The organism is Spiroplasma endosymbiont of Phycita roborella, assembly GCF_964031195.1.
Classification (GTDB): Bacteria; Bacillota_I; Bacilli_A; order Mycoplasmatales; family VBWQ01; genus Spiroplasma_E; species Spiroplasma_E ixodetis_A.
The window spans coordinates 568,170-592,641 of sequence record NZ_CAXIQJ010000004.1; the positions used below are offsets into that span (position 1 = coordinate 568,170).

Sequence of the window (24,472 nt, forward strand, 5' to 3'; positions counted from 1 at the left end):
ATATTATGTTAGGTAGATTTTTTAGAAAAGATAAAAGTAATATTAGTGATAATCAAAATGAAAAAGTAAAATTTTTAACTAATAAAAATAAAAGTACTCATGCTTCTATTTTAAATTATTTTGGTTTTAATGATTTTAATCATGAAACTTATTTTACTGATTTTGTAGCAGAAAATAATGCTAATTTATATAATGCTCCATTAGACATTAATAATGAAACTATTAAACAATATTTAATTAAACAAGAGTTTTATAGAAAAAATTGAAATTCTATTTTTAAATTAAGTAAATTAGGAATTAGTGGTTATTTAATTTTTATTGCTAATGATGACTTATATTTTCAAGTAGTAGATATACAACAAAGAGTTTATGATATTACTGGTAAATTAATTCAATGTACTATTTTTTATGATAGTTATCAAGAAAATGCACAAACTGTAAGATTATTTGAAGTTTATACATTAAATAATGAACAAGTAACTATTAATCGTGCTATTTATAGTATTAGTGATAATAAAAAACAATTTCCATTAGATTTCAGAACATATAGTAATAACCCTAATTTAGCACAAGAACAAACACTAAATATTAACTATATACCAATAGCAATTATGCGAAATAAAGCAAATGAATTAGCAGATTGTAATAAAGTAATGGATAAAATTAAAGCATTAGACGTTATTTATGAACAAATTGTTTTAGATACCATTTTAAATTCACCTAAATTTATATTTAGTCAAACTTATGGTAATGTTCAATCAGCATTAGAAGAAGCAGTAAGAACTTTGGTTACTAAAAACTACATATTTAAAAGTGGTGGAGATAATAATGAACAAAATGAAAATATTAATATGACAAATAGTAATTTTAAAGGTAAAAATTTAACTGATATATACGATTGAAATGTTAATGAAATATTTAAACGTTGTGGTATTCATATTCCAAGTCAAAAGAAATCTGCACAACAATCAGTACCCGAAAGTACAGCTGTAAATATTTCAACTATTAATTATATTGAACAAAAGTTATGACAATTTAATATTGATATTCTTAAATTTATTCAAATATTAGTACGTTTAGATAAAGACTTATTAAATAGTAAAACCTTTAATATTAATGATGAACAAGAAATTAATAATTTAACAGTTAAATTAAAATTATTTAATCCCGAAAATAACCAATTAATAGGAGAGAACAATGGAAAACAACAACAAACCACAAACGAAGTTTCCACAGAAACAAACTAAACTTAATCAAGCAGAAATAGAAAATGATTATTTAATTGATAATATTCCTTATGACTTTACTAATATGATGAGTGCTACTAGTGACCCTGATATTAATAGAGCATATGATGAATTTAAAAAAAGAACAATTTATATTTATGAAATTGAACGTTTATTTAAAAATAATGAAAATAATACTTTAAAATTTTCAGCAAATACTATTAAAATAGGTTTTATTGATATTGATAAAGTATTAAAAACTACTGCTGTTGAAACATCTGATTTTACTATGCAATTAAATCAAAGAGCAAGTACTAATATTAATGACAATACAATTGAATATAGTATGACTGATATTAAAAATTTAATTTTTCAAGAAATAAATTTATTAAATCAATTTAAATTATATGCAGTTAGTATAAATGAAACTTTAACTGAAAATAATATTGATAATTTATATATCATTAATAACTATTCACAACCTTATCAAAATCCAAAAACAAGAAGTACTAAAAGTATAACTATTATTAAAATTAAAGATTTTAAAACAAGAGATGGTTATCCAATTATTATTAAATTACAAAAACCATTAGATAAAGATACCAAAGTTAAAAGTATAACTTTAAAATTTCCTAAAACAATGTTATTTGGTAATATAAAAGTAAATGGTGAAATTGATGGATTAAAAGTATCACCAAATTTATTAATTGCTGATGATAACCAATTATTTCCATTATATGCTTTACCAATTCAAACTCAACCAAAAGTTAATATTTTACAACAATGATTTAGTGACCAAATTTTACAATGAGAAATTGCTAAAAATTTTATTACTCAAAATTCTATTTTGGAATATTTAGATATTGGTGAAATTATACCCAATCCACCATCACAAGAATTTAAACATGTTAAAAAAATTGAATTAAAAAATGTTGAAACTATAACTACAAACGAAGACCAAAAAATAGATAATATTCAAAAAGAACAATATTTTGTGTTTTCCAAAGAAAATAAATGTGATTATATATGATCATATTATGATTTTGATAGTGGGTTTGATAAAGTTGGAGTAGCAACAAGTAAAACAACTGGTGTAATAGTTTCACAAAGTAGAAAAGTACAAGCAAATTGAAGAATTAATAATATTGATAGTGTATTATTAACTTATGATAAGGTTAAACCACTTACAACATTAGGAAAACTATTAATGGATATGCTAGGTTATACTTATAATTATCAATCGAATTTTAAAGGTTATGACCCAAAATATGATGAAAAATTAGATAAAGATAAAGCACCAGATATTACAATTTTAAGAAATGAATTCGAAAATCAAAAACCACATGATGTAATTAATAATTTATTTGAACAATGAAAAATAGATAATCCTGACTTTATTAATCATCCAAAAATTAAAGTTTTTAAACAAGTTATAATGATGTTATCAAATTACATACTTTCTTATTTATCAATAAATAAAGGTTTAGATGATGATTATAAACTATTATTACCCTATTATTTTGAATTAAAATCTAAACCAACGAGAAAATCAACACATGATAGATGAAATTTTGAAAATGTTTATGTTGTTTTAAAATCAGAATATTTTGATTTTACTGACCCTAATAATATTCAAGTTAAAAATAAAAATATTAGCCAAAATGAATGATTTAAACTAAGTAACAATCAATTTAATTGATTATCTTTAACTAATGAATTAGAAAGTAATAATATACCATCATTGTTACCACAAGATATGAGCTTAAGTAATGGTGAATATGGAAAATATATGGTTAAAGGTATAACTAATAATGTTTTAGGATTATTAAAATTATTTAATAGTGAAAAACAATACTTTTCAAGTTGAGATTGATTTAATTTTGTACAAAAAGATTATTTTAGTAATGAAGTAAAATTTAACATAGAAAAAGAAATTTCTAATTTATATAAACTAGAAATCTCAGGAACTTTTAGTATTGGTAATTATGATTTAGTTTTAGAAACTAATAATCAAATAGTTAATATTAATAATATTTCATTATTTAATTCTAATGATGAAACATTATCTTATATTAATATTGAAATTTAATTTCTAAAATAACCATTAGGATATATCCCGTCTCATTTTATATCTTCTTCACTAACCTTATTATTGGAAAAATATAAAAAAAACATATTTTTATCATTTTTATCTTTATGTTCTCATATAGTTGCCCCCCCCAGACTGCTGTATGGTCTGGTTTTAAATAAAAACTTAATTTTTGTCTTCCATCTTTACATGCAAAACCTAACGCAATACATGCAAAAATTAATGCTATAATAGTTGTTATTTTATAGAAATTTCTTTTTATTCATTTTTTTATTTTAGAGTTTATTTTTTCTTGTTGTTGTTCAACTTCATTTTGTATATTTTTTAATATTTCTTTACTATCTTGCATTTTAATTACTCCTTTTTTTACTATTAATGTAAGTTTTTTGTATTGTTGTCTGTTAAAAGCATATCCATGAACTTTTCAATATCTTCTTCTTCAAAAGTATCTTTTAAACAATTAAAACAAAAACGTGAATATCTATCATTCATCTTTAATCTAAAACAATAGGCACAAGCAGGATAATCACACATTATACAATTTCTGTTAGCAGGTCTATTACAAAATTTTGACATTACAAACTGACATTTATTATCTTTGATATGCTGTTCATATTTTTTTCAAAATTCTTTTTCTTTTTCTTTGTTAATCATAATTTATTCTCCTTTTTCCTTAATTTTACTTATAAATTGTACTATTTTTGATTATTTTTACAAGTATTCTTTTAAACGCAAAATAACGCCTAAATTAAAGGCGTTTATTTTATGAGACCTATACTATTAATGATATTGAAATTATTTATTATATTTTAAATATGAAAGTATTTTTTAAAATATTTTTTATTTTATTTAAAATTACACTTATATATTTATATAATAATTAAGTAAATTAATTTTTTAAATATATTTACAATAAATTTAGATTTTTTTAAAATAGTTAGGAGAAATAAATTTGAATTTTAATTATAAATGAAATTTTAGAGAACAAAATGCAAAAATTGATAAATTAGTTTTAGAACATATAACAAAAAAATGAGAAAAATGAGATTGAAGAATAAAAAATACAAGAGATAAAAAGAAATATAAAATTGTTGATTATCAATATCGAACAAGAAAAACAATGTATGGATTAGTAACTTATAAAAGAAGAATTTATGAATATTTTGATGAAAAATTACAAAAATTAGTTCGTATTTGTTTAGTTGATGAATGACTACAATTACCTAAGTATAAAAGAATTGGTGAAGATATTGAACAAACTATTATTGAATATTTTGCTGATGGAAAAAGATACCATGATATTTGTGCTATTTGTAAAAAAGCAGGTATTAGTGTTAGTACTGTTCATAGAGTTTTTAAAAATTTAGAAGTAATTGAAGCAAATCCAGTAAAAGTAAAATTAGAAAAAAATCAACCTGTTTTTGTTGCTATTGATGATGGTCACCGAAAATTTTGAAATTTTAAACGTAAAGGTACAAAACATTCTATGCGATTAATAGTAACATATACAGATAATATTAATCATAAAGTACAAAACAAAAGAGTAAAAGCAATTATAAGACCAACAAGAACAGCAATTGGTGTTAAAAAAACTGCTGAATTTGTTAAAGAACATTGTCAAAAATTTTATGAAAATATTGAACAAGCAAAAATTATTATTTGTGGTGATAGTGCAGGATGAATTAAAGAAATTGCTGATTATTTAGGTGCCCAGTTTGTTTTAGATAAATTTCATTTAATTAGAACATTATATCTTGGAATAATGGCTGGCAATAAAGGAAAATATTTAAAAGAATATAATCACTGTAAAAATTTAATTAATAATGGTCAATATGAACAATTAATTGATTTTTTATATAAAGAATTAGATAATCATAAAAAATTAAAGAAAAAATATTTTAAAAATAATAAACAAGGTATTGAAAATCAAAGTGCAAAGTGAAATATTGGTTGCTTTACTGAAACTAATATTTGACACGTTTTAAAAGAAATGCTTGGTAATAGAACTTATAATATTTCAATTTATATTAAAATGGTTATTTTTAAATGTAATAAAATAAATACAGAGATACAATTATTATAAGTTAAAATTTTACTTTTTTTAAAAAATCAAAATAAAATAAAACTTATTAAATATGTTTTAATAAGAATTTTTGTTGTGTATAAATATTAAATTTATTTTTTAATTTTTTAGTAATTTTTAAAAATAAGTATTTTAGTTGAAATATCTTTTAAAAAATAGTAAGATGAATGTACAATTTCATAAAAATCCAAATTATTTCTTGTCTGAAATATAATAAGACTATATAGATTTAATTTATTCCGGATTTTTGACAATCTCCCTTAATTATTTCGTAACTTTGACAACCGCCCAATAAAATTAAATCACCTGGTAATAATTCATTAACATTTATTTCTTGTGCTTGTTTAATTATTTTAATTGAGTTTTCTTTAGTAATTTGATTAATGTTTATATTACGAATAACAGTAGTTGTATTTTTGACCAAAATTGTTAAATGTTTAGTAATAAAAAAAGCTCGTATTGATTGAATGTAAATTAGGGTTCCACTTAATAAAATCATAGTTCCAACAATAATAGCGGCAACCAATGAATAAATTGAAGTATCATTTGTTGTAAAATATGAGAATAAATTATAGATAGTAATAATTGCTAAAATTATATTGAATGGTCCAAAATATGCTTTTAAAAATTCTAAAATTCAATTAAATTTTGTATTTTTTAAAGTATTAATACCATATTTTTTTCTTCTTATTTCAATTTGGTCTGTTTTAAGACCAAAATTATGTAAATCTAAATTTTTTAGTAATTGTTTTTGGTTAAAATGTGCAATTTGTTTAATATAATCACCATTTGTGTAAACTAATGGTTTTTTAAAACTAAATTGTAATTTAAAATAAATTTTGTTTAAAAAAATCTTCATAATTTCTTTACCTCCTTATTTTTCTTATTTTAAGACTTTTAAATAAGGATTTAGAAATTTATTAACACGCTAAAAAAATATTTTTTTAGTAAAAATACCAGGAGAATATTTAACTGAATCTTTATTTAAAAGTACACTTTTAAAATTACTAATTTTTAAATTAGTATTATTTTTCTTATTATAAACGGAATCGCTGTCAGTCATGATATCACTCTCCTTTATCCTTTGACATTTTAACATGTTTCTCTTTAAAAAGATAACTTTTTTTAATTTATATAATTTTAAGAAAAAGATGATTACTATAAAATATTCGAATTTATTTTATGTTATTATTAATTAATGTTACGTGTTACTTTAATAATTAAAATAATAGGAGGTAAACATGAATACATTTGTAATAGTTGGTATTATTATAATAGATATTGCTATTATTAGTTTTATGTTATTATTTAAAATTATAAAATGACTTGCTATTTGTATTATTGTTGGTGGTATCATTTTGGCTGCATTATTTTTTGGTTTTGGTATATGGCCATTAGATAATATTCATTTTACTAATTTTATTAATATTAATAAAAATTAAAATAATAAATAATAATTAGTTTAAATCTTAACTATTAACTATAATATATTTTTGAATAAGAGGTAAAAAATGGAACGAATTAAGCAAGCACAATTTTTAACTAGTGCTATTAAAGAAGAACAATGGCCGCAGGATGAAATTCCTGAATTTTGTTTTGTTGGTCGCAGTAATGTTGGTAAATCAACATTTTTAAATACAATTTGTAATAATGGTAAGTTAGCTAGAGTTTCACAAACACCTGGTAAAACACAAATGCTAAATTTTTTTACAATTAATAATAATATTTGTCGCTTTGTTGATGTTCCTGGCTATGGTTTTGCTAAAGTATCAAATGAAAAAAAAATCCAATTTGCGACAATGATGGATGAATATTTTCAGTCACGAAAAAATTTAAAAGCAGTTTTTTTATTATTAGATTTAAGACATGCACCCAGTAAAGATGATATTGATATGTTGGAATATTTACAACATTATCATTTAAAAATTCATTTAATTGCTACTAAAGTTGATAAAGTGAAAAATAGTCAATTAGTAAAAAATAAAAAATTAATATTATCAACTTTAAAACTTAGCACTAATACTCCTATTATTTTATTTTCTAGTATTAGTAAACAAGGAATTGATTTAGTAATTAGTAAATTAGCAGATGATGTTAATACTAATGAAGTTGAAGTAGAAACTTAATAGTATAATATTTGTTGCTATAAAAAAAGATAAAAGTTGTTTAATATGTATATATTTATTAAAAATATCAATATTCAGTATAGAATAGAATATAATAATAATTAAACTTAATATAAGTTTTTAACTCATTATTTTGATAAAAATAAATGAGTTTTTATTTGAAAGGAAGATTAAAAGAAATGCCTATAAAAAATGAAATTTTACAAAATCTTGAAGCAAAATCAGAAGAAAATGTAGAACAAAAACCTACAAAATGAAAAGAATTTAAAACAAAACATCGAACAACCGCAAAAATTATAAAAGTGACTAAAGGTGTTGCTACTGGTGCTGCTGTTGGTGCTTTGTATATTAATCCTATTGCTCAAATGAGCGGTTTAGTTGCTGCTACTGTTGCGGGTGGTGTCAGTGCTGTTAGTAACCGTTCTGAAGAACAATTAGAAACTGATATTATAACTGCTGCTACTAGTGCTGCTGCTATTGGTGGGATTGCCAATGCTGTAATAACACCTGTTTTTATTCCTGTTGGTGCTGGTATTGCTGCTGTTGGTGGTGCTATTATTTTTGGCATAGATGCAGCAAAAAAATTTGATGAAAAACAAAGAAGACAAATTGAAGTTGACAATGATAAGTTTGCAGATAAAAAAACCGCTATAAATAATATAGATTCACAAATTGAAGTAAAAATAGAATCAAAGAAAATGGCCAGTTTATAATGAAATTTTAGATTTAAGGTAGTCTATGTTATAATATAAATATATTACTTTTTAAGGTAATAAATCCCCAATAACATGATTGGGGATTTAGTGTTTTTAATATTTTTTAACATTAAAATGTGTATAATTTATTTTTGTATATATTGTGTGTTAAAAAATAATAAAAAAGATTAAAATATTAAAATTTGAGGAGATGAAGTTAATATGAATAATACAAGTGATATAAATGATAATTTTGTTATTAGTAGAGCAGTACTGTCAGATGTTTCATGTACCTCTTGTGCTAGTGTTATCGAAAGACATTTTACTAAAGAAGATGGTATTACTGTTAGTATCAATTTTGCTACTAAAAAAGCACAATTTAGTTATGATCCTAAGTTTTGAAATGAAAAAAAAATTAAAAAAGCAATGCATCATTTAGGATATGAAATTTGTAAGTTTGAAACTGAGATTAAAGATATAAAAACGAGTCACCAAGTTGATATGAAAGATATTACAGATGATCATAGTAGTCATAGTCATAGTAGTGAACAACATCAATCTCATATGTCAGAACAACATCATAATCATCAACATAATGTTAAATTACGTGATTTAATTGAACTTATTATTGGTTGAATATTGTTACTACCATTATTATTAATTATGATACCTAATACTTCATTTTTTGATAGTTTACGTAATCCTTATGTTCAATTTGCACTAGCAATTCCAATTCAATTTTATTTTGGTCGTAAATTTTATATTGGTATTTATCGAGAATTAATTAAACAAAAATGACCTGGTATGCATACTTTAGTAGCACTAGGAACAACAACGGCATTTATTTTTTCTATTTATTTAATGATAATTAATAAAACCGAACACTTATATTTTGAAGTTAGTGCTTCAATTATTATGATTGTTTTACTTGGTGATTTAATTAGTGCTGTTGCACAGAAAAGGGCTACTAGTGGCTTAGAAAGTTTAATGTCATTAAAGCCAAAATCAATCTTAAAATATGATTATAATACCAAAACAGAAACTTTTATTAATATTGAAGATGTACAATTAAATGATATTTTAATTATTCGAAAAGGTGAAAATATTCCTACTGATGGTCAATTAATTAGTGAAGAAGCATTTATTAATGAATCAATGTTAACTGGTGAATTGCAAGTTATTACGAAACAAGTTAACCAAAATTTAATTGGTGGAACTAATAATGTTGGTGATAGTTTTAGGATGAAAGCAACTAAAATTGGTAAAGACACAGTATTAGCAAGTATTATTAAGGCAGTTGAAGATGCACAATCTCAGAAACCAAAATTACAAAAATTGGCTGATAAAATCTCTGGGTGATTTACACCAACTGTTATTTTAATTGCCATTTTAGTTTTTCTTATTCGTTATTTTGCAGTAGGTAATGGTGTGCAAGAATCATTAGAAATTGCAATTGCAACTTTAATAATTGCTTGTCCTTGTGCATTAGGAATTGCAACACCATTAGCAGTTGCTGTTGGAATTAATAAAGCAGCAAAAATAGGAATCATTTATAATAAGGCTAGTGCTTTTGAAAAAATTACTAAGATTGATACCATTTGTTTTGATAAAACAGGAACATTAACTACTGGTAATTTGGTTATTACTAAAATTTATGGTCAAGAAAAACATGTTAATAAGGCAATTGCTATGGAAAAGCATTCAACACATCCTTTGGCTTTAGCTTTTTCTTTATATTCTAATACTAATAATGTTGGACAATCATTGACAATTACCGAGGTTAAAGAACAAATTGGTTTTGGTATTAAAGCAAAATATCAAACTGAAGAATTACAAATTTCATCACTTGAAAATTTACAAAAAGCAAAAATGCCATTTAGTCCATTTCTAAAAACATTTGACTTTGAAACAGTTACTCCTAGCCAGAAAGTATTGGCATTGGCAATTAATAAAGTTGTTACTAATATTTTTATTTTAGAAGATGAATTACAAACAAATGCATTATTAACAATTGAAAAAGTTAAAAAACAAGGAATTGAGGTTATTTTAATTAGTGGTGATAATGAATCACAAACACTTGCTATTGCTAATCGTGTTGGGATAGAAACATCCTTTGCTAATGTTACACCACAAGGTAAATCACAAATTGTTGCTGATTTACAAGCAAAAGGTAAAAAAGTAGCGTTTGTTGGTGATGGTATTAATGATGTTATTGCCTTAGAACAATCTGATTTAGCAATTGCAATGGGCTCTGGTAGTGATATTGCTAAAAAAATTGGTGATATTACTATTCTTGATAATGATATTAGTATTGTTTATAAGGCTATTGTTTTAACTAAAAAAACTAAAAATAATATTTGAATGAATTTTATTTGAGCATTTAGTTATAATATTATCATTATTCCATTAGCTGCTGCCGGATTTATTATTCCACCGTTGGCTGCAATTGCAATGGCTCTTTCTGATATAACTGTTGTTGGAAATTCATTAATTTTTAAATGAAGAAAATATAAATATTAGATAATATATAAATTAATAATAAATAAAAAAGTACTTTAATTTTTTAAAAGGGGGAATTTAAATGGCTAGACAAAATGAAGAAAAAAAAGCAGAGCTTGATCAAAAGATATCTATTTTACAAAAAATGATAGGTATTATAGAAGAAAAAAAATAATGTTGAACCAAAGCCTGATGAAAAGTTGATTAGAATTAATCAACTGATAATTGATGATTATAAGAACAAACTTTCTCTATTAGTAAAAGAAAGAGAAAATAATGATTGAGAAACAATTAATTTAGAAGATATTGATAAACCATCTACAAGTCAAAATAAATGAAGTTTATCAAAAATATAAAACTTACCTTTCTCTATAACCCTACTAGGTAAGTATTTTGATTATACTTTATCATTGTTGATTTGTATAGCAATTTTAGTGTTTTTTTAAAATTTCAATATTTTTTTATATTTAAAAGAGTCAGATTTTAAATCTGACTCTTTTAAGCAATTATCTGTCTATCTATTTGTTTTTGGGATTTTCTTCAGCATTAGCTCATAATGCTGCTGCTTTTCCAAAAGCCTCAGTGTGTTTTAATTCTGGGTGTTCTGCTTTAACCTTTGGCAATGTAGTTTTCATAAAAATATTAAAAACAGTAGGTTTTTTTGCTGCCATATTTTCCTTCTCCTTTCACTTTTCTTATATTATTATAATATATTTTAATTATTAGTGTGTTAATAAACTATAAGAGTATATTTTTAAAAACATAATTATTAATAATGTATCCAACTCCATGCTCATCATTATTTGGAGCAATAGTTTTACCATATGGTTTTAAAGCAATATTAGCATTTTCCATTACTATTGGATGACCAGATACTTCAAACATTGGTAAATCATTAAATTCATCACCAATCGTTAATGCATCTTTAGTGTCAATATTTAAATGATTACATAATCATTGTAGTGCCGAACCTTTATTAATGTTTTTATTACCAATTGAAAAAACATTTGTATGATATTGAACAATTGTTAAATCTGGAAAGTTAGTTTCAAAACTATTAATGAATTTTGTAATTTCATTAGCCTTTCAATATTTTTCTAAAATAACCATTACTTTTGAGATTGGCATTTTAATATCAGTACTATTAGTTAACTTAATAATTTTAATTTGCAGATTTTCAACTCATGTACTTCAACTATTAGCCGCATGGTTAACATACAAAGTATCAATACTATTAAAATGTAAAATCATTTGTTTATTATATTTGGTTAATCATTCATAAAGTTTAATTGTTATTTCTGAATTTAATTGTTGTAAATAAATTCATTTTTGTTTAGTATATGATCAAATTTCAGCACCATCATTACCAATAATATAACCATCATATTTTTCAGCATTAATCATTTTACCAACACGAATAGCATTTTCACCATATCTACCTGTATTAATTACAACTTTAATATTATTTTTTTGAGCTTTTAAACAAGCATTAAGATTAATTTCACTTAAGGCACTGCCACTATCAAATAAAGTACCATCTACATCAGTAAAAATTATTTTTACCATCAATCATTTCCTACTTTCTTTTTTTCTATTATTTTAATTTTTTATTATATAAAAATGTTAAAAAAGAAAAAAACCTTTAATGAAAAACATAAAGGTTAACAAAATAATGTATGGTGCGGAACAAGGGACTTGAACCCTCATGCCTTTCGGCGCCAGAGCCTAAATCTGGTGCGTCTGCCAGTTTCGCCAATTCCGCATTTTGGTGTCCCGTATAGGCCTCGAACCTACAACCCTCAGATTAAGAGTCTGATGCTCTGCCAATTGAGCTAACGAGACATCTAGGGGAATAAAAAACAAGTAATTATAATACTTGCAGTCTAAATATTAATTAATGGTGACTCGTACGGGGATCGAACCCGTAATGTAGGAATGAAAATCCTATGTGTTTACCAATTCACCAACGAGCCGTAGAAAACAAGAGTTTAGAATAATGGCGCCCAGTATAGGATTTGAACCTATGACACTTCGATTAACAGTCGAATGCTCTGCCGCTGAGCTAACCGGGCATTTACTAAACCTTAATTATTATATTGAAGAAAAGTATAATTTGCAATAACTAATAAAGTTTTTTTTATTTTTTTCTTGATTACGGCAATGTATATGCTTTATTAATCATTTTTTTAAATTAAATATAATAATAACTTAAGTATTATTTGTAATAATGAATACTATTAATGGTAAAAATAATTAGAAAGAAGTAAACATAGAAATCATGTAGAATTACATTATCAATATAAAGAGGTTTTAATTTATGAAGTTATTATTAGCAACATTAAGTTTTTTAACATTTGGAACAACTGTAGGAACTTTTGGAAATGTATTAAGTACGAATCTAAGCAAAATAAATAATAGTATTAAAGAAACTTATACTATAATTCCTAATTCATTTAGTTTGAAAAGTGAATTAAGAAAAGAAAAAATGAATACTGATAATATTGATGTTGATATGTTAGATGGAATGACAAAGGCTATTATTCGTTATATACCAGATACAACAGATTTACCTTTTTTAGTTAAAGAGGTTAATTTGCTTTGACTAAGTAATGATATTAGTCAAATAATAACTAAAAAAGCATTGCCTTATAGTAAAAGTTTTGAAAAAAACGGAATAGTTGATAAAGATTTAATTTTAGAAGCAATTAATATTATGAATGGTACTAAGTTTTCTAATAATGATTTAGATGTACTAATTAATCAAGATAATAAAAATATTTCTTTAATAGCAAAAAGTAATAGTCACTTTCAAGGGAAAATAGATATTTTAAATAAGCCAGTAGAATTTTCGGATATTTTTTATGAACAAAATCTTGGAAAAATTTATTTTAATACTGATATGTATGAAAAAAGCACATTCTTACATCCAACAAGTCAATTTGGGAGATTTGCAACAGTTATGGAATATTTAGGAAATCGTAATAAATTAATAAAATTTTATGAAAATGAGATTACATTTGCTTTAACTAGTTCAGCATTAAAAATATATGAGTTAAGTTTTCGCAATTTTAATAATGAAGGAAAGATTGAATTTAGTTTTGCAATTGAAAATATTATGAATTATTCATCATTTAAAGCAAACTTTTTACCATTACCAACAGAAAATAATCGAGTTTTTATTAACTACCAAGGTAAACAACCAAAAAATGATGAAGAAATTGATATTAAGTTAGAAGGATTATATACAGAAAATAATAAAAATAAATTATTTTATGATGTTGTAGTAAAAACACTTGGTAAAAAATTTGCTGATAAGTATAAAGATATTTTATATAATGAATTTCTTATTGAGGGTTTTAATAAAAAATTAAAAACTGCAAAAATAACTCCTAAACCAGGATCAAAAATATTTGCTTTTTCAACAAAAGTATCAGAAAGTTATACAGAAGTCCCTTATTATAAGTTAAATATTTCATGATAACATAATTAAATTAATATAAATCCCTAATTATTTAAATATAGATTCAGGAGATAAAGTTATGAGAAAAATAATTAGATTTTTTTTAAATTATATTTTGGTTAGTGCAACAACAATAAATGTTATTGCTTGTAGGTGAGGTTGTACTAATAATGATTATGATTTTGCTGATGAAAATGAGCAAGATATTTCTGGTAATTATATTGTTCCTGATATCAATAAGAGAATTAATAAAGTAGTAAGTGATCGCATAAATTTTTTTGAAGGCGAAGATGTGGCTAGTTTAAAACAATGATATTTAAAAAATTCGCAAAATTGATTTAGTAAAACTAGTAAAAAATTAAACTTTGTTACTAATTTAGAAGAAAAAATTCAATATCAGGCAAAAAAAGAGTCGATTAATGAATTTAACTTGTTAGCAAATAATAAGAGTAATTTTACAGACTTTTCTGATTTACAAAATCAAATTAATACTACTAATCTTGGCAAAACTTATACAAATGTTAATTGGGATACATTAATTAATTCATCTACAATAAATGCTACTGAAAAAGCAGAGATAAAAGATAAATTAGTTCGATTTTATAATATATTTGCACAAATTTATGGCAAAAAAAATGTTCTTAAACTTTTATATCGAGTAGCTAAAATTAATAAAAATGGTTTATTTGGCTTTGTTAAATCTGGTTATGTTTATGATTCACAATTTCAAAATTATTCATTAGTTCAAGTTATGGCAATAAATCCAAATTCTCTTAGTAAAAGAACTCAATATTGGCAATATGTTAGTGGTTATAAAGCTTCAAAAAGTATTATTAGAACAATTGTTCATGAATATGGTCATGCTTTAGGTTCTTTTATTCGTTTAAATTTTCAAGGAAAACAAAGAATAAATTCACTTGCAGATAATGATCCTAGTAAATGATGAAATAATTATTTTAATTCATCTTATTTATTAAAAGATAATCTAGAAAAAGGAGAAATAACTGATGAAACTAATTATATGATTTCATCATTAGCAAATGGTACAAAAATTAACGATCCAATTTATCAAAAGCTTTTAGCATATGGTATTGTGAGAAGTGAATATGGCCGAGAATCACATTTTGATTTATTTGCCGAAGCCTTTGATCAGTGAATAGATACTGAAGAAAGTCAACGTAATATTGCATGAGAAAAATTAGATAATTTTTTTAGAATTGATTTGCCTAAAAAATTATAAAAAAAATATGAATTGGAAATTTGAGTTTAGTTAAATATAAGAAAAATAAAATTATGTTATTAAAACCATAAGAACTTATAGGAAATAAGCCTTATTGTAAGCCTTATTTCCTATAATAATTTCTATAATATTTTTTCATTATTTTTAATTTTACTGTTTAAAGTTTTATTATTTAAATAATAGTTATTTATTTCTTTTGAATTAAAAGTTTTAATTGAGGCTTTTTAATAATCTGTGTATTTTTGTTTTACAAAGTTACTAATTTAGATTAATTCTGTCTTCAAATTTTATCATAAAATGAGCAATTGCTGTATTTCAATTTTGAATAGGCAATGTTCATTTTTTTGTTATATTTTCAATTGCCAAGTAAAATATTTTGAAAACTGCCATATCATTAGGAAAAACTTTTTTATTTCTGATGATTTTTCGTAATTGACTATTAACAGATTCAATAGCATTTGTAGTATAAATCACTCTTTTGATTTCTACTGGATAACTAATAAAAACCATTAAATTATCTCAATTTTTATATCAAGATTTAGTAATTTGAGGATATTGTTTATTTCATTTACTTTCAAACGATTCTAAAGCTTGCATTGCTTGTTCTTCACTACATGCACTATAAATTGGTTTTAAATCTGCAACTAGACCTTTTCGATGTTTGTATGAAACATATTTTAAACTATTTCTAATTTGATGAACAATGCATAATTGATGTTCTGTTTTAGGATAAACTGATTGTATTGCTTCTGACATGCCTGTTAAATTATCACTACAAGCAATAAGAATATCATTTAAGCCACGATTTTTCATTTCTGTGAAATTAGATAATCAAAACTTAGAACCTTCATTTTCACTAATTCATAATCCTAAAACATCTTTTTTGCCTTCTAAATCAACTCCTAATGCTATATAAACTGATTTGTTAATAATCCGTTTATCTTGTCGTACTTTAACTACTATACAATCAAAATAAACAATGGGATAAATACTTTCTAATGGTCGATTTTGTCATGCTTTAACATCATCAATAACATCATCAGTAATTTGACTAATAACACTTTCACTAATATCAGCACCATGATATAACTCTTGCAACTGCATTCTAATGTCAGATAATGTCATTCCTTTTGCATACAAGGAAAGAACTTGTTGATCAAAACCATCAAATCTTCTTTGCCTTTTAGGAACTATTACAGGAGTAAAATTACTATTGCGATCTCTTGGTACATCAATTTCAATTTTACCTTGTTGAGTTATTAATTTTTTTGAACTTGTACCATTACGAGCATTTTCAGTAGTACTATGTTGATTTTTTTCATATCCTAAATAATTTTGCATCTCAGAATTCAACATTTTTTCAACTAATCTTTTTGTTAATTCTTTATATAAACCGCCAGGTTTAAAAACTGTTGTTAAATCTTCAGTATTTTCTAGTAATAAATCTACTGCTTTTGATATTGGATCATTATTATTAAAGTTATCTTTTTTAGCCATCTGTAACTCACTCTTTCTAGTCATTTAATTATATTTACTAGAATTAATTAAACATAGTTATTTTTGTAAGTTACACAGATTACTAAACATTTCCTTTTAAATTTCTTCTTTTCTTAATAAAAGTTGTGGTGAATTTTTAATTTGTTCAGATGTAAATCAAGTAATTTGTTCTTGTGTGAGTGCTTGTATTTGTTTTTGTGTGAGTGCTTTGATTTGTCATCATTCAAATGCTTGAATTTGTTCTTGTGTAAATGATTTTATTTGTCATAATCAAAAGTTTTTGATTTGTTCTTGTGTGAGTGCTTGTATTTGTAGACTTGTGAGTGCTTGTATTTGTAGACTTGTGAGTGCTTGAATTTGTTCTTGTGTTAGTGCTTGAATTTGTTCTTCAGTAAATGAACTAATTTGTTTTTCAGTAAATGCTTGTATTTGATATGGTCAAAAAAATGCAGGTATTTGTTTTTTGGTAAATCAAGTGATTTGGAATGGCAACCCTTTTTAGGACTATTTTTTGGTAGACATTTGTTTTTGATAACTAATTGGAGTTAGGTAGTTTAGAGTACTGTGAATTCTTATGTTGTTATATCAATTGATGTAATCAAATAATTCTAATTTTAATTGGATTAATGATGTAAAATTTTTATCATTAATAAATTCAATTTTGAAAGTTTTAAAGGTTGCTTCAGCAACAGCATTGTCATAAGGACATCCTTTTTTGCTTAAAGATCGAGTTATGTTGAAAGCTAATAAAAGTTTATCAATAGTTTTATTATTGAATTCATTACCGCGATCAGTATGAAATATTTCAATATCTTTTAAACAGTGATTTGATTGCATAAATGCTTGATATACTAATGATGCATCTTTTTTAACTCCAACACTATGTCCAATAATTTCGCGGTTAAATAGGTCGATTAATAGGCAAATATAGTTTCATTTACCATTAACTTGAACATAAGTTAAATCACTAACAATAACTTCATTTTTAATTCTATTATTAAAGTTTCTATTAACAAGATTGGTTATTTGACTATCATTGACTTTATTATGATAATTTTTGAATGATAATTTAGTGTATTTTGATATTAAATTATGCTTATTCATAATTTCTTTAATTTTTCTGCGTGATAAATAAATTTCTTGGTTTGCTAGTATGACTTTTAATCTTCTAGTACCATAAACTTCTTTATTTTCTTTAAAAGCACTAATAACAGCTTGTTCATAAATATTATTTTGAATTTTATTTTTTTTCTTTAAATTAAAATAATATGTTGATTTAGAGAGTTTTAAAAAATGACACATTGTGCGAATTTTATATTTAGATTTATTATTTGCAATAATCTCTACTTTCTGCCTATTATTAGTGCTGCTTGCTTTAAAATATCAATTTCCATTCGTAACTGTTTTAATTCTTTATTTGCTTGAATTAATTGTTTTTCTAAATCTGAAAGATTATCTTTAGTTTTAAAACTACCTGAATTAGTAAATTGCTTAATTCAATTGTAAGTAGCTGCTCTTGTAACATTGTATTCTTTAACAAGGCAAGATACTGATTTGCCACTTTGATATAAAGCTACTATTTGTTTTTTAAATTCATCTGAATATGAGTTAATAGTGACCATAATTATAATTCTGGAATGGCAACCCTTTTTAGGACTATTTTTTGGTAGACATTTGTTTTTGATAACTAATTGGAGTTAGGTAGTTTAGAGTACTGTGAATTCTTATGTTGTTATATCAATTGATGTAATCAAATAATTCTAATTTTAATTGGATTAATGATGTAAAATTTTTATCATTAATAAATTCAATTTTGAAAGTTTTAAAGGTTGCTTCAGCAACAGCATTGTCATAAGGACATCCTTTTTTGCTTAAAGATCGAGTTATGTTGAAAGCTAATAAAAGTTTATCAATAGTTTTATTATTGAATTCATTACCGCGATCAGTATGAAATATTTCAATATCTTTTAAACAGTGATTTGATTGCATAAATGCTTGATATACTAATGATGCATCTTTTTTAACTCCAACACTATGTCCAATAATTTCGCGGTTAAATAGGTCGATTAATAGGCAAATATAGTTTCATTTACCATTAACTTGAACATAAGTTAAATCACTAACAATAACTTCATTTTTAATTCTATTATTAAAGTTTCTATTAACAAGATTGGTTATTTGACTATCATTGACTTTATTATGATAATTTTTGAATGATAATTTAGTGTATTTTGATATTAAATTATGCTTATTCATAATTTCTTTAATTTTTCTGCGTGATAAATAAATTTCTTGGTTTGCTAGTATGACTTTTAATCTTCTAGTACCATAAACTTCTTTATTTTCTTTAAAAGCACTAATAACAGCTTGTTCATAAATATTATTTTGAATTTTATTTTTTTTCTTTAAATTAAAATAATATGTTGATTTAGAGAGTTTTAAAAAATGACACATTGTGCGAATTTTATATTTAGATTTATTATTTGCAATAATCTCTACTTTCTGCCTATTATTAGTGCTGCTTGCTTTAAAATATCAATTTCCATTCGTAACTGTTTTAATTCTTTATTTGCTTGAATTAATTGTTTTTCTAAATCTGAAAGATTATCTTTAGTTTTAAAACTACCTGAATTAGTAAATTGCTTAATTCAATTGTAAGTAGCTGCTCTTGTAACATTGTATTCTTTAACAAGGCAAGATACTGATTTGCCACTTTGATATAAAGCTACTATTTGTTTTTTAAATTCATCTGAATATGAGTTAATAGTGACCATAATTATAATTCCTTTCTTTTAACTAATTTGTTCACTTGTCTATGTAATTAGTGTCCAATAAAGTGTAACCCATCCAATTCTTGGGGTGGGAGCGAATTGGAAACTAGTATATATAGACCTGCTTAGGGAACCTACTATATTAATTCTATTCTTTATTTAACCAACCTTGCCACTACCAAGTGAGCAAGTGTTGGTTTTATTTTTTATTTTTTTTTGAAAAATTTTTTTGGGCGAGAAAATAAATTTCAAACTTGTAAAAAAAATTGAGCGGTGCCGGTTCAATTAAAATATTAATTTGTTTAACACAAATTAAATAAATATTGAATCGAATGCCTCAATGTTTTTTAAAATTTCATAATTTATTTTTGAGCCCAGAATTGCTGGAATGAATAAAACTAATAATAGTATTATTAATAATCTAAAAATCAAAATATATGTCCTTTATGCTAGAAGCAACAGGACATATTAGGAAAGGATTATTATGCAAATAGAATTTAAAAAAGAACAAATTATTAAAGATAAACCACAATCTATTCTTATTGATTATGTTGAATATAAATTATCACTTCCAAAATGAATGATTAAAAATAATTCTTTTACTGTTGATAACAGTTACACATATTGAGTTTTTAATTTAGAAAATATTAAAAGAGAATTAAGCGGTAATGAATTAATAAAATTATTAGAACCATATATTTCTGAACAAAAAATAACTGTTAATAAACCAACTGCTCCAAAAGAATATTATCTTAATGATATAAAACTTGAACCACTAACATTTTATGAACAGCATAATAGTTGATTTATGGGTGAAATAACTGATAACAAAACTAAAATTACTAATCCTTGTTTTAAATATAACATTACGTGAGAAGAAAACAGAAAAGGTTTTAAAATAAATAATCCATATAAACATGATGATTTACCAACTAATTATATAGTTACTTCTTATAAGGAAATTTCAACTCATAATGAAAAAGTATTTTTGTTGAACATGTAAACAAAATAAATTAGATTATTTATTCTTTAATACTAATGATATAAAAACAAGAAAATATTTTTTAAGAGATAAAAATAGTAAAGCGATTTGTTATGACTGTATTTTAAATATTAGGTTAAGTAGGAGGTATAAATATGGATAAAGAATATTTAACTAAAAGAGGAACGATTTGCATACCAGACAGTGATGATATTGAATTTAAAATAGGACTAATTAAACTGATTGATGATTTAAAAAAAGATAATTTAGTTTGTGGTCATAAAGAATTTATTGAAGAATGTAAATATTGTTGATGTAATTGTGATTTAGAAATTATTAAAACAGTTATTAGAGGTTAACTTAATTAATGCAATATGATTTAATTATTGGAATTGACCCCGCTGGAATTGGTAATAATGGAATTGTTATATATTCAAATGAAACTAATAATATTGTTTTTAATGAAACATTCAAAACTAAAACAGTTTTAGAAAGTAAAAATTTGTATAAAAAATACTTTTTATTAATTAAAAAACATTCTGATAATAAAAAAATACTAGTTATTGTAGAAAATTTCTTTTTAAATTCAAAACAATTATTAACTAATCCATTAGCAACTCCTAAAATGATTGGTGCATTAATGGTATTAGTAGAAGACGTTATGAATTGAGATTTTCAAGAAAGCGAACCAAAAAATAAAACTAAAATAGAAAATTATAAAGGAAATATAAAATTTACAAAACATGAACATGATGCATATAAGCACATTCAATATTATTTAAGGAATTATAAAAATGAAAGAGAAAACCAATTATGTCAAATTAACAGTAAAACTGAGTAACACTATTGAAGCAAAATATTACGAAAAAGGTAATAAAGGATTATATTATAGTGTTCGTGGTCAATGAAATGGATTAAACTATGTTACTTTAATTTTTAACAACCCAAAATTTTATAATCGATGTATTTTATTAAACAAAAACGATGAAATTATTGTAACTGGTCAAATTTTTAATACTTTAAATATTCCTAAAAATCGTGCATTTTGTTCAATTAATGTTAAATGATTTAAAAAATGAAAAGAGTAAAAAATGATATTATGAAAAATTTTATTAATAGTACCAATATTAATAACAAGTATAACACTAATAATATTTTTAATATTTATTATTAAAGAATTAAAAAATGAATATAAAGTATTAAAAATATTAAATAAAATTGCTAATCAAATTGAAAATAAGGAGAAAAAATAATGAATAGATGTACATTTACTCAAACTACTAAATTTACTAGTTTAATACCACCACATGATGAACATTTTGAACAAATACAATGTGAAAATATGACAGAAGAGCAATTTGATGAATATGGTAGAGCATATTGTAAAGAACATAGAAATAAAGTTGATGAAATTAATAAATCAAGACATAAAAATTGTATTAGTAAAGAAAAATTAATTAAATATTTAAAAAATGAGTATGAATGAATTATTAAAAATACCAATGAAATAAATGATGATTATTGACACGGATATGCTCAAGGAAAATTAAATTTTATATCTTTATGAGATGAAAATATTAAAAAAGGTGAATTTGATAATGAATAAAGAAGTATGCTGTGAAGATTGTTGTCTATGTGATAAAAAAACATGATTTATTTACTTGTGAAAAAATATGCAACGCATGTGAACACTGTAAATAGAAAGAGGAGAATTTAACTAATGATTATATTACCTACTTTATTTGAAAATAAAGATGAAATTGAAATATTATCACCATTTCCAAAAGCAGTTCATACAAGTAATGATATTAGAGCAATTATTTTAAGACAATACCCAAATGTTAAATCAAAACACATAATTGTTTCTGACCCAGAAAGTAATGTTGCATTAATAGTTGGTGATAATGATGTTTATCAAGGTTGAATTAAAGTAACAATTAAAAAATTAGAAAAAAAAGAGAATAACCATGACTAAACGTGAATTTTTAATTAAATGAAATGTAGATGAAAAATTATTTTTTATTGATAATGTTGAATTTTGTACAAGTGACACATGTGTAATGTTTAATTGAAATGATAATTATTTAATGATTGATTATTATTCAGAATACATGAATAAATTTATAGAACTATTAAATGATTTAAAACAAATTAAAGGAGAATAAAAATGGAAACAAATAATTATACTTTAACTAAATTAATTAGAACTGGTATAAGTCCAATTTGTGCAATGATTGGTACAAGTGCTTATTATGGTCAAGTAATAAGTAATCCAGTATTAGGTTCAATTAATAGTTTATTATTTGGTAAAAAATTAGGTTTAGATATTTGAAATTTAAATCAAATACCAAATACTAAAACTAAATTAACTAATAGTAGTAAAAAAATATTATTAGGATTAGGAACAATTGGTTTAGCAAATTATAGTAAATGAACAGAAAATAATATTAATCCTATTATTCCAACAACACCAACTCCAATAACTACTACAACTACAACTGAGGGTCCTCCATGATTACTATTAGATAAACAAGAACATCAGTCATTAATGGATTGAGATACATATATTTCATTAAATGCTTATGGTATTTCAAATCTTATTAGTGGATTAACTGAGTTAATACCTAATAAATTTGTGGAATGGCAACCCTTTTTAGGACTATTTTTTGGTAGACATTTGTTTTTGATAACTAATTGGAGTTAGGTAGTTTAGAGTACTGTGAATTCTTATGTTGTTATATCAATTGATGTAATCAAATAATTCTAATTTTAATTGGATTAATGATGTAAAATTTTTATCATTAATAAATTCAATTTTGAAAGTTTTAAAAGTTGCTTCAGCAACAGCATTGTCATAAGGACATCCTTTTTTGCTTAAAGATCGAGTTATGTTGAAAGCTAATAAAAGCTTATCAATAGTTTTATTATTGAATTCATTACCGCGATCAGTATGAAATATTTCAATATCTTTTAAACAGTGATTTGATTGCATAAATGCTTGATATACTAATGATGCATCTTTTTTAACTCCAACACTATGTCCAATAATTTCGCGGTTAAATAGGTCGATTAATAGGCAAATATAGTTTCATTTACCATTAACTTGAACATAAGTTAAATCACTAACAATAACTTCATTTTTAATTCTATTATTAAAGTTTCTATTAACAAGATTGGTTATTTGACTATCATTGACTTTATTATGATAATTTTTGAATGATAATTTAGTGTATTTTGATATTAAATTATGCTTATTCATAATTTCTTTAATTTTTCTGCGTGATAAATAAATTTCTTGGTTTGCTAGTATGACTTTTAATCTTCTAGTACCATAAACTTCTTTATTTTCTTTAAAAGCACTAATAACAGCTTGTTCATAAATATTATTTTGAATTTTATTTTTTTTCTTTAAATTAAAATAATATGTTGATTTAGAGAGTTTTAAAAAATGACACATTGTGCGAATTTTATATTTAGATTTATTATTTGCAATAATCTCTACTTTCTGCCTATTATTAGTGCTGCTTGCTTTAAAATATCAATTTCCATTCGTAACTGTTTTAATTCTTTATTTGCTTGAATTAATTGTTTTTCTAAATCTGAAAGATTATCTTTAGTTTTAAAACTACCTGAATTAGTAAATTGCTTAATTCAATTGTAAGTAGCTGCTCTTGTAACATTGTATTCTTTAACAAGGCAAGATACTGATTTGCCACTTTGATATAAAGCTACTATTTGTTTTTTAAATTCATCTGAATATGAGTTAATAGTGACCATAATTATAATTCCTTTCTTTTAACTAAT

30 protein-coding genes and 4 tRNA genes are annotated in these 24,472 nt (G+C 23.6%); 19 read left to right on the top strand and 15 right to left on the bottom strand.

Annotated features, from left to right (window positions below):
* Positions 1-5: 5 nt before the first annotated feature.
* Positions 6-1,247, top strand: coding sequence for a hypothetical protein (locus tag AAHM95_RS05150; protein WP_342274298.1), 1,242 nt, complete (start codon positions 6-8; stop codon positions 1,245-1,247).
* Positions 1,198-3,315, top strand: coding sequence for a hypothetical protein (locus AAHM95_RS05155; protein WP_342274299.1), 2,118 nt, complete (start codon positions 1,198-1,200; stop codon positions 3,313-3,315). The genes AAHM95_RS05150 and AAHM95_RS05155 overlap by 50 nt, the downstream gene beginning before the upstream one ends.
* A gap of 37 nt (positions 3,316-3,352) precedes the next feature.
* Here AAHM95_RS05155 and AAHM95_RS05160 read toward each other — a convergent pair whose 3' ends face one another.
* Both AAHM95_RS05160 and AAHM95_RS05165 read right to left on the bottom strand, forming a co-directional pair.
* Entirely contained in the window at positions 3,353-3,664 is a 312-nt protein-coding gene (locus tag AAHM95_RS05160) for a hypothetical protein (RefSeq protein WP_342274300.1), read from the bottom strand.
* A 23-nt stretch (positions 3,665-3,687) separates the two neighbouring features.
* Complete coding sequence (locus AAHM95_RS05165; protein WP_281748185.1) at positions 3,688-3,969, bottom strand: hypothetical protein; 282 nt, start codon at positions 3,967-3,969, stop codon at positions 3,688-3,690.
* Positions 3,970-4,267: 298 nt separating this feature from the next.
* Between AAHM95_RS05165 and AAHM95_RS05170 the strand changes: the two genes are divergently transcribed.
* Positions 4,268-5,398: an Mbov_0401 family ICE element transposase-like protein gene (locus AAHM95_RS05170; RefSeq protein ID WP_342274301.1), complete on the top strand. Its 1,131-nt coding sequence runs from the start codon at positions 4,268-4,270 to the stop codon at positions 5,396-5,398.
* A 229-nt stretch (positions 5,399-5,627) separates the two neighbouring features.
* Here the strand turns inward: AAHM95_RS05170 and AAHM95_RS05175 are convergent, their stop codons facing one another.
* Both AAHM95_RS05175 and AAHM95_RS05180 read right to left on the bottom strand, forming a co-directional pair.
* Complete coding sequence (locus tag AAHM95_RS05175; RefSeq protein WP_342274302.1) at positions 5,628-6,257, bottom strand: cation-transporting P-type ATPase; 630 nt, start codon at positions 6,255-6,257, stop codon at positions 5,628-5,630.
* Between the two features lie 69 nt (positions 6,258-6,326).
* Positions 6,327-6,461 carry a hypothetical protein gene (locus AAHM95_RS05180; protein ID WP_338960140.1) on the bottom strand — a complete coding sequence of 45 codons (135 nt, stop codon included), beginning with the start codon at positions 6,459-6,461 and terminating at the stop codon, positions 6,327-6,329.
* 178 nt (positions 6,462-6,639) lie between these two features.
* Between AAHM95_RS05180 and AAHM95_RS05185 the strand changes: the two genes are divergently transcribed.
* The 5 genes from AAHM95_RS05185 (at position 6,640) to AAHM95_RS05205 (ending at position 11,074) form a co-directional block, all read left to right on the top strand.
* Positions 6,640-6,840 (top strand): hypothetical protein, encoded by a 201-nt coding sequence (locus AAHM95_RS05185; protein ID WP_342274303.1) that lies wholly within the window; start codon positions 6,640-6,642, stop codon positions 6,838-6,840.
* Positions 6,841-6,909: 69 nt separating this feature from the next.
* Positions 6,910-7,524, top strand: coding sequence for a ribosome biogenesis GTP-binding protein YihA/YsxC (yihA, locus tag AAHM95_RS05190; protein WP_286640905.1), 615 nt, complete (start codon positions 6,910-6,912; stop codon positions 7,522-7,524).
* A 179-nt stretch (positions 7,525-7,703) separates the two neighbouring features.
* Positions 7,704-8,237, top strand: a complete 534-nt coding sequence (locus tag AAHM95_RS05195; protein ID WP_342274304.1) for a hypothetical protein — start codon at positions 7,704-7,706, stop codon at positions 8,235-8,237.
* Positions 8,238-8,441: 204 nt separating this feature from the next.
* Positions 8,442-10,739, top strand: a complete 2,298-nt coding sequence (locus tag AAHM95_RS05200; protein WP_342274305.1) for a heavy metal translocating P-type ATPase — start codon at positions 8,442-8,444, stop codon at positions 10,737-10,739.
* 179 nt (positions 10,740-10,918) lie between these two features.
* A complete protein-coding gene (locus tag AAHM95_RS05205; RefSeq protein ID WP_174480153.1) occupies positions 10,919-11,074 on the top strand; it encodes a hypothetical protein in 156 nt (51 codons plus the stop codon).
* A 162-nt stretch (positions 11,075-11,236) separates the two neighbouring features.
* Here the strand turns inward: AAHM95_RS05205 and AAHM95_RS05210 are convergent, their stop codons facing one another.
* From AAHM95_RS05210 to AAHM95_RS05235, 6 genes are all read right to left on the bottom strand, one after another.
* Positions 11,237-11,389, bottom strand: coding sequence for a hypothetical protein (locus AAHM95_RS05210; protein ID WP_281749279.1), 153 nt, complete (start codon positions 11,387-11,389; stop codon positions 11,237-11,239).
* 67 nt (positions 11,390-11,456) lie between these two features.
* The gene (locus AAHM95_RS05215) at positions 11,457-12,284 is read right to left on the bottom strand and encodes a Cof-type HAD-IIB family hydrolase (protein WP_342274306.1); all 828 of its coding nucleotides are present in this window, start codon (positions 12,282-12,284) and stop codon (positions 11,457-11,459) included.
* Between the two features lie 111 nt (positions 12,285-12,395).
* A tRNA-Leu gene (locus tag AAHM95_RS05220) sits at positions 12,396-12,480 on the bottom strand.
* Positions 12,481-12,484: 4 nt separating this feature from the next.
* A tRNA-Lys gene (locus AAHM95_RS05225) sits at positions 12,485-12,560 on the bottom strand.
* A 56-nt stretch (positions 12,561-12,616) separates the two neighbouring features.
* Positions 12,617-12,691: transfer RNA gene (locus AAHM95_RS05230), tRNA-Glu, on the bottom strand.
* Between the two features lie 24 nt (positions 12,692-12,715).
* A tRNA-Asn gene (locus AAHM95_RS05235) sits at positions 12,716-12,790 on the bottom strand.
* A 245-nt stretch (positions 12,791-13,035) separates the two neighbouring features.
* Between AAHM95_RS05235 and AAHM95_RS05240 the strand changes: the two genes are divergently transcribed.
* Together AAHM95_RS05240 and AAHM95_RS05245 are read left to right on the top strand one after the other, a co-directional pair.
* Positions 13,036-14,199 (top strand): hypothetical protein, encoded by a 1,164-nt coding sequence (locus tag AAHM95_RS05240; protein ID WP_342274307.1) that lies wholly within the window; start codon positions 13,036-13,038, stop codon positions 14,197-14,199.
* A gap of 58 nt (positions 14,200-14,257) precedes the next feature.
* Positions 14,258-15,418: a hypothetical protein gene (locus tag AAHM95_RS05245; protein ID WP_281748074.1), complete on the top strand. Its 1,161-nt coding sequence runs from the start codon at positions 14,258-14,260 to the stop codon at positions 15,416-15,418.
* A 258-nt stretch (positions 15,419-15,676) separates the two neighbouring features.
* On the opposite strand, the gene AAHM95_RS05250 is transcribed toward AAHM95_RS05245, so the two are convergent.
* From AAHM95_RS05250 to AAHM95_RS05265, 4 genes are all read right to left on the bottom strand, one after another.
* A complete protein-coding gene (locus AAHM95_RS05250) occupies positions 15,677-16,915 on the bottom strand; it encodes an IS256 family transposase (protein WP_281749630.1) in 1,239 nt (412 codons plus the stop codon).
* A 96-nt stretch (positions 16,916-17,011) separates the two neighbouring features.
* Positions 17,012-17,407, bottom strand: a complete 396-nt coding sequence (locus AAHM95_RS05255) for a hypothetical protein (RefSeq protein ID WP_342274308.1) — start codon at positions 17,405-17,407, stop codon at positions 17,012-17,014.
* Positions 17,408-17,419: 12 nt separating this feature from the next.
* Positions 17,420-18,537, bottom strand: a protein-coding gene (locus AAHM95_RS05260) for an IS3 family transposase (protein WP_338975281.1) whose coding sequence is annotated in 2 segments (ribosomal slippage) — positions 17,420-18,267 and positions 18,267-18,537 — 1,119 coding nt in all. Because the reading frame shifts where the segments join, the coding sequence is not laid out codon by codon here.
* Positions 18,538-18,571: 34 nt separating this feature from the next.
* A protein-coding gene (locus AAHM95_RS05265; protein WP_338975281.1) for an IS3 family transposase occupies positions 18,572-19,689 on the bottom strand; the annotation gives its coding sequence in 2 pieces (ribosomal slippage) (positions 18,572-19,419 and positions 19,419-19,689; 1,119 coding nt in all).
* A gap of 481 nt (positions 19,690-20,170) precedes the next feature.
* Between AAHM95_RS05265 and AAHM95_RS05270 the strand changes: the two genes are divergently transcribed.
* From AAHM95_RS05270 to AAHM95_RS05310, 9 genes are all read left to right on the top strand, one after another.
* The gene (locus AAHM95_RS05270; protein WP_342274309.1) at positions 20,171-20,689 is read left to right on the top strand and encodes a hypothetical protein; all 519 of its coding nucleotides are present in this window, start codon (positions 20,171-20,173) and stop codon (positions 20,687-20,689) included.
* Between the two features lie 134 nt (positions 20,690-20,823).
* On the top strand, positions 20,824-21,027 hold the full coding sequence (locus AAHM95_RS05275; protein ID WP_281748672.1) for a hypothetical protein: 204 nt from the start codon (positions 20,824-20,826) through the stop codon (positions 21,025-21,027).
* Positions 21,028-21,035: 8 nt separating this feature from the next.
* Positions 21,036-21,509 carry a hypothetical protein gene (locus tag AAHM95_RS05280; RefSeq protein WP_342274310.1) on the top strand — a complete coding sequence of 158 codons (474 nt, stop codon included), beginning with the start codon at positions 21,036-21,038 and terminating at the stop codon, positions 21,507-21,509.
* Positions 21,463-21,756 carry a hypothetical protein gene (locus tag AAHM95_RS05285; RefSeq protein WP_342274311.1) on the top strand — a complete coding sequence of 98 codons (294 nt, stop codon included), beginning with the start codon at positions 21,463-21,465 and terminating at the stop codon, positions 21,754-21,756. The genes AAHM95_RS05280 and AAHM95_RS05285 overlap by 47 nt, the downstream gene beginning before the upstream one ends.
* Positions 21,757-21,759: 3 nt before the next feature.
* Positions 21,760-21,921 (top strand): hypothetical protein, encoded by a 162-nt coding sequence (locus AAHM95_RS05290; protein ID WP_342274312.1) that lies wholly within the window; start codon positions 21,760-21,762, stop codon positions 21,919-21,921.
* Positions 21,921-22,274: a hypothetical protein gene (locus AAHM95_RS05295; RefSeq protein ID WP_342274313.1), complete on the top strand. Its 354-nt coding sequence runs from the start codon at positions 21,921-21,923 to the stop codon at positions 22,272-22,274. The genes AAHM95_RS05290 and AAHM95_RS05295 overlap by 1 nt, the downstream gene beginning before the upstream one ends.
* A gap of 114 nt (positions 22,275-22,388) precedes the next feature.
* The gene (locus tag AAHM95_RS05300) at positions 22,389-22,643 is read left to right on the top strand and encodes a hypothetical protein (protein ID WP_342274314.1); all 255 of its coding nucleotides are present in this window, start codon (positions 22,389-22,391) and stop codon (positions 22,641-22,643) included.
* Entirely contained in the window at positions 22,636-22,833 is a 198-nt protein-coding gene (locus AAHM95_RS05305; RefSeq protein WP_338961342.1) for a hypothetical protein, read from the top strand. The genes AAHM95_RS05300 and AAHM95_RS05305 overlap by 8 nt, the downstream gene beginning before the upstream one ends.
* A gap of 2 nt (positions 22,834-22,835) precedes the next feature.
* Positions 22,836-23,372 (top strand): hypothetical protein, encoded by a 537-nt coding sequence (locus AAHM95_RS05310; RefSeq protein ID WP_342274315.1) that lies wholly within the window; start codon positions 22,836-22,838, stop codon positions 23,370-23,372.
* Here the strand turns inward: AAHM95_RS05310 and AAHM95_RS05315 are convergent.
* Positions 23,328-24,445 (bottom strand): IS3 family transposase gene (locus AAHM95_RS05315; RefSeq protein WP_338975281.1). Its coding sequence is split into 2 segments (ribosomal slippage): positions 23,328-24,175 and positions 24,175-24,445, totalling 1,119 coding nucleotides; the frame shifts between segments, so codons are not numbered across the junction. The two genes, AAHM95_RS05310 and AAHM95_RS05315, sit on opposite strands and share 45 nt — an antisense overlap.
* Between the last annotated feature and the right edge of the window lie 27 nt (positions 24,446-24,472).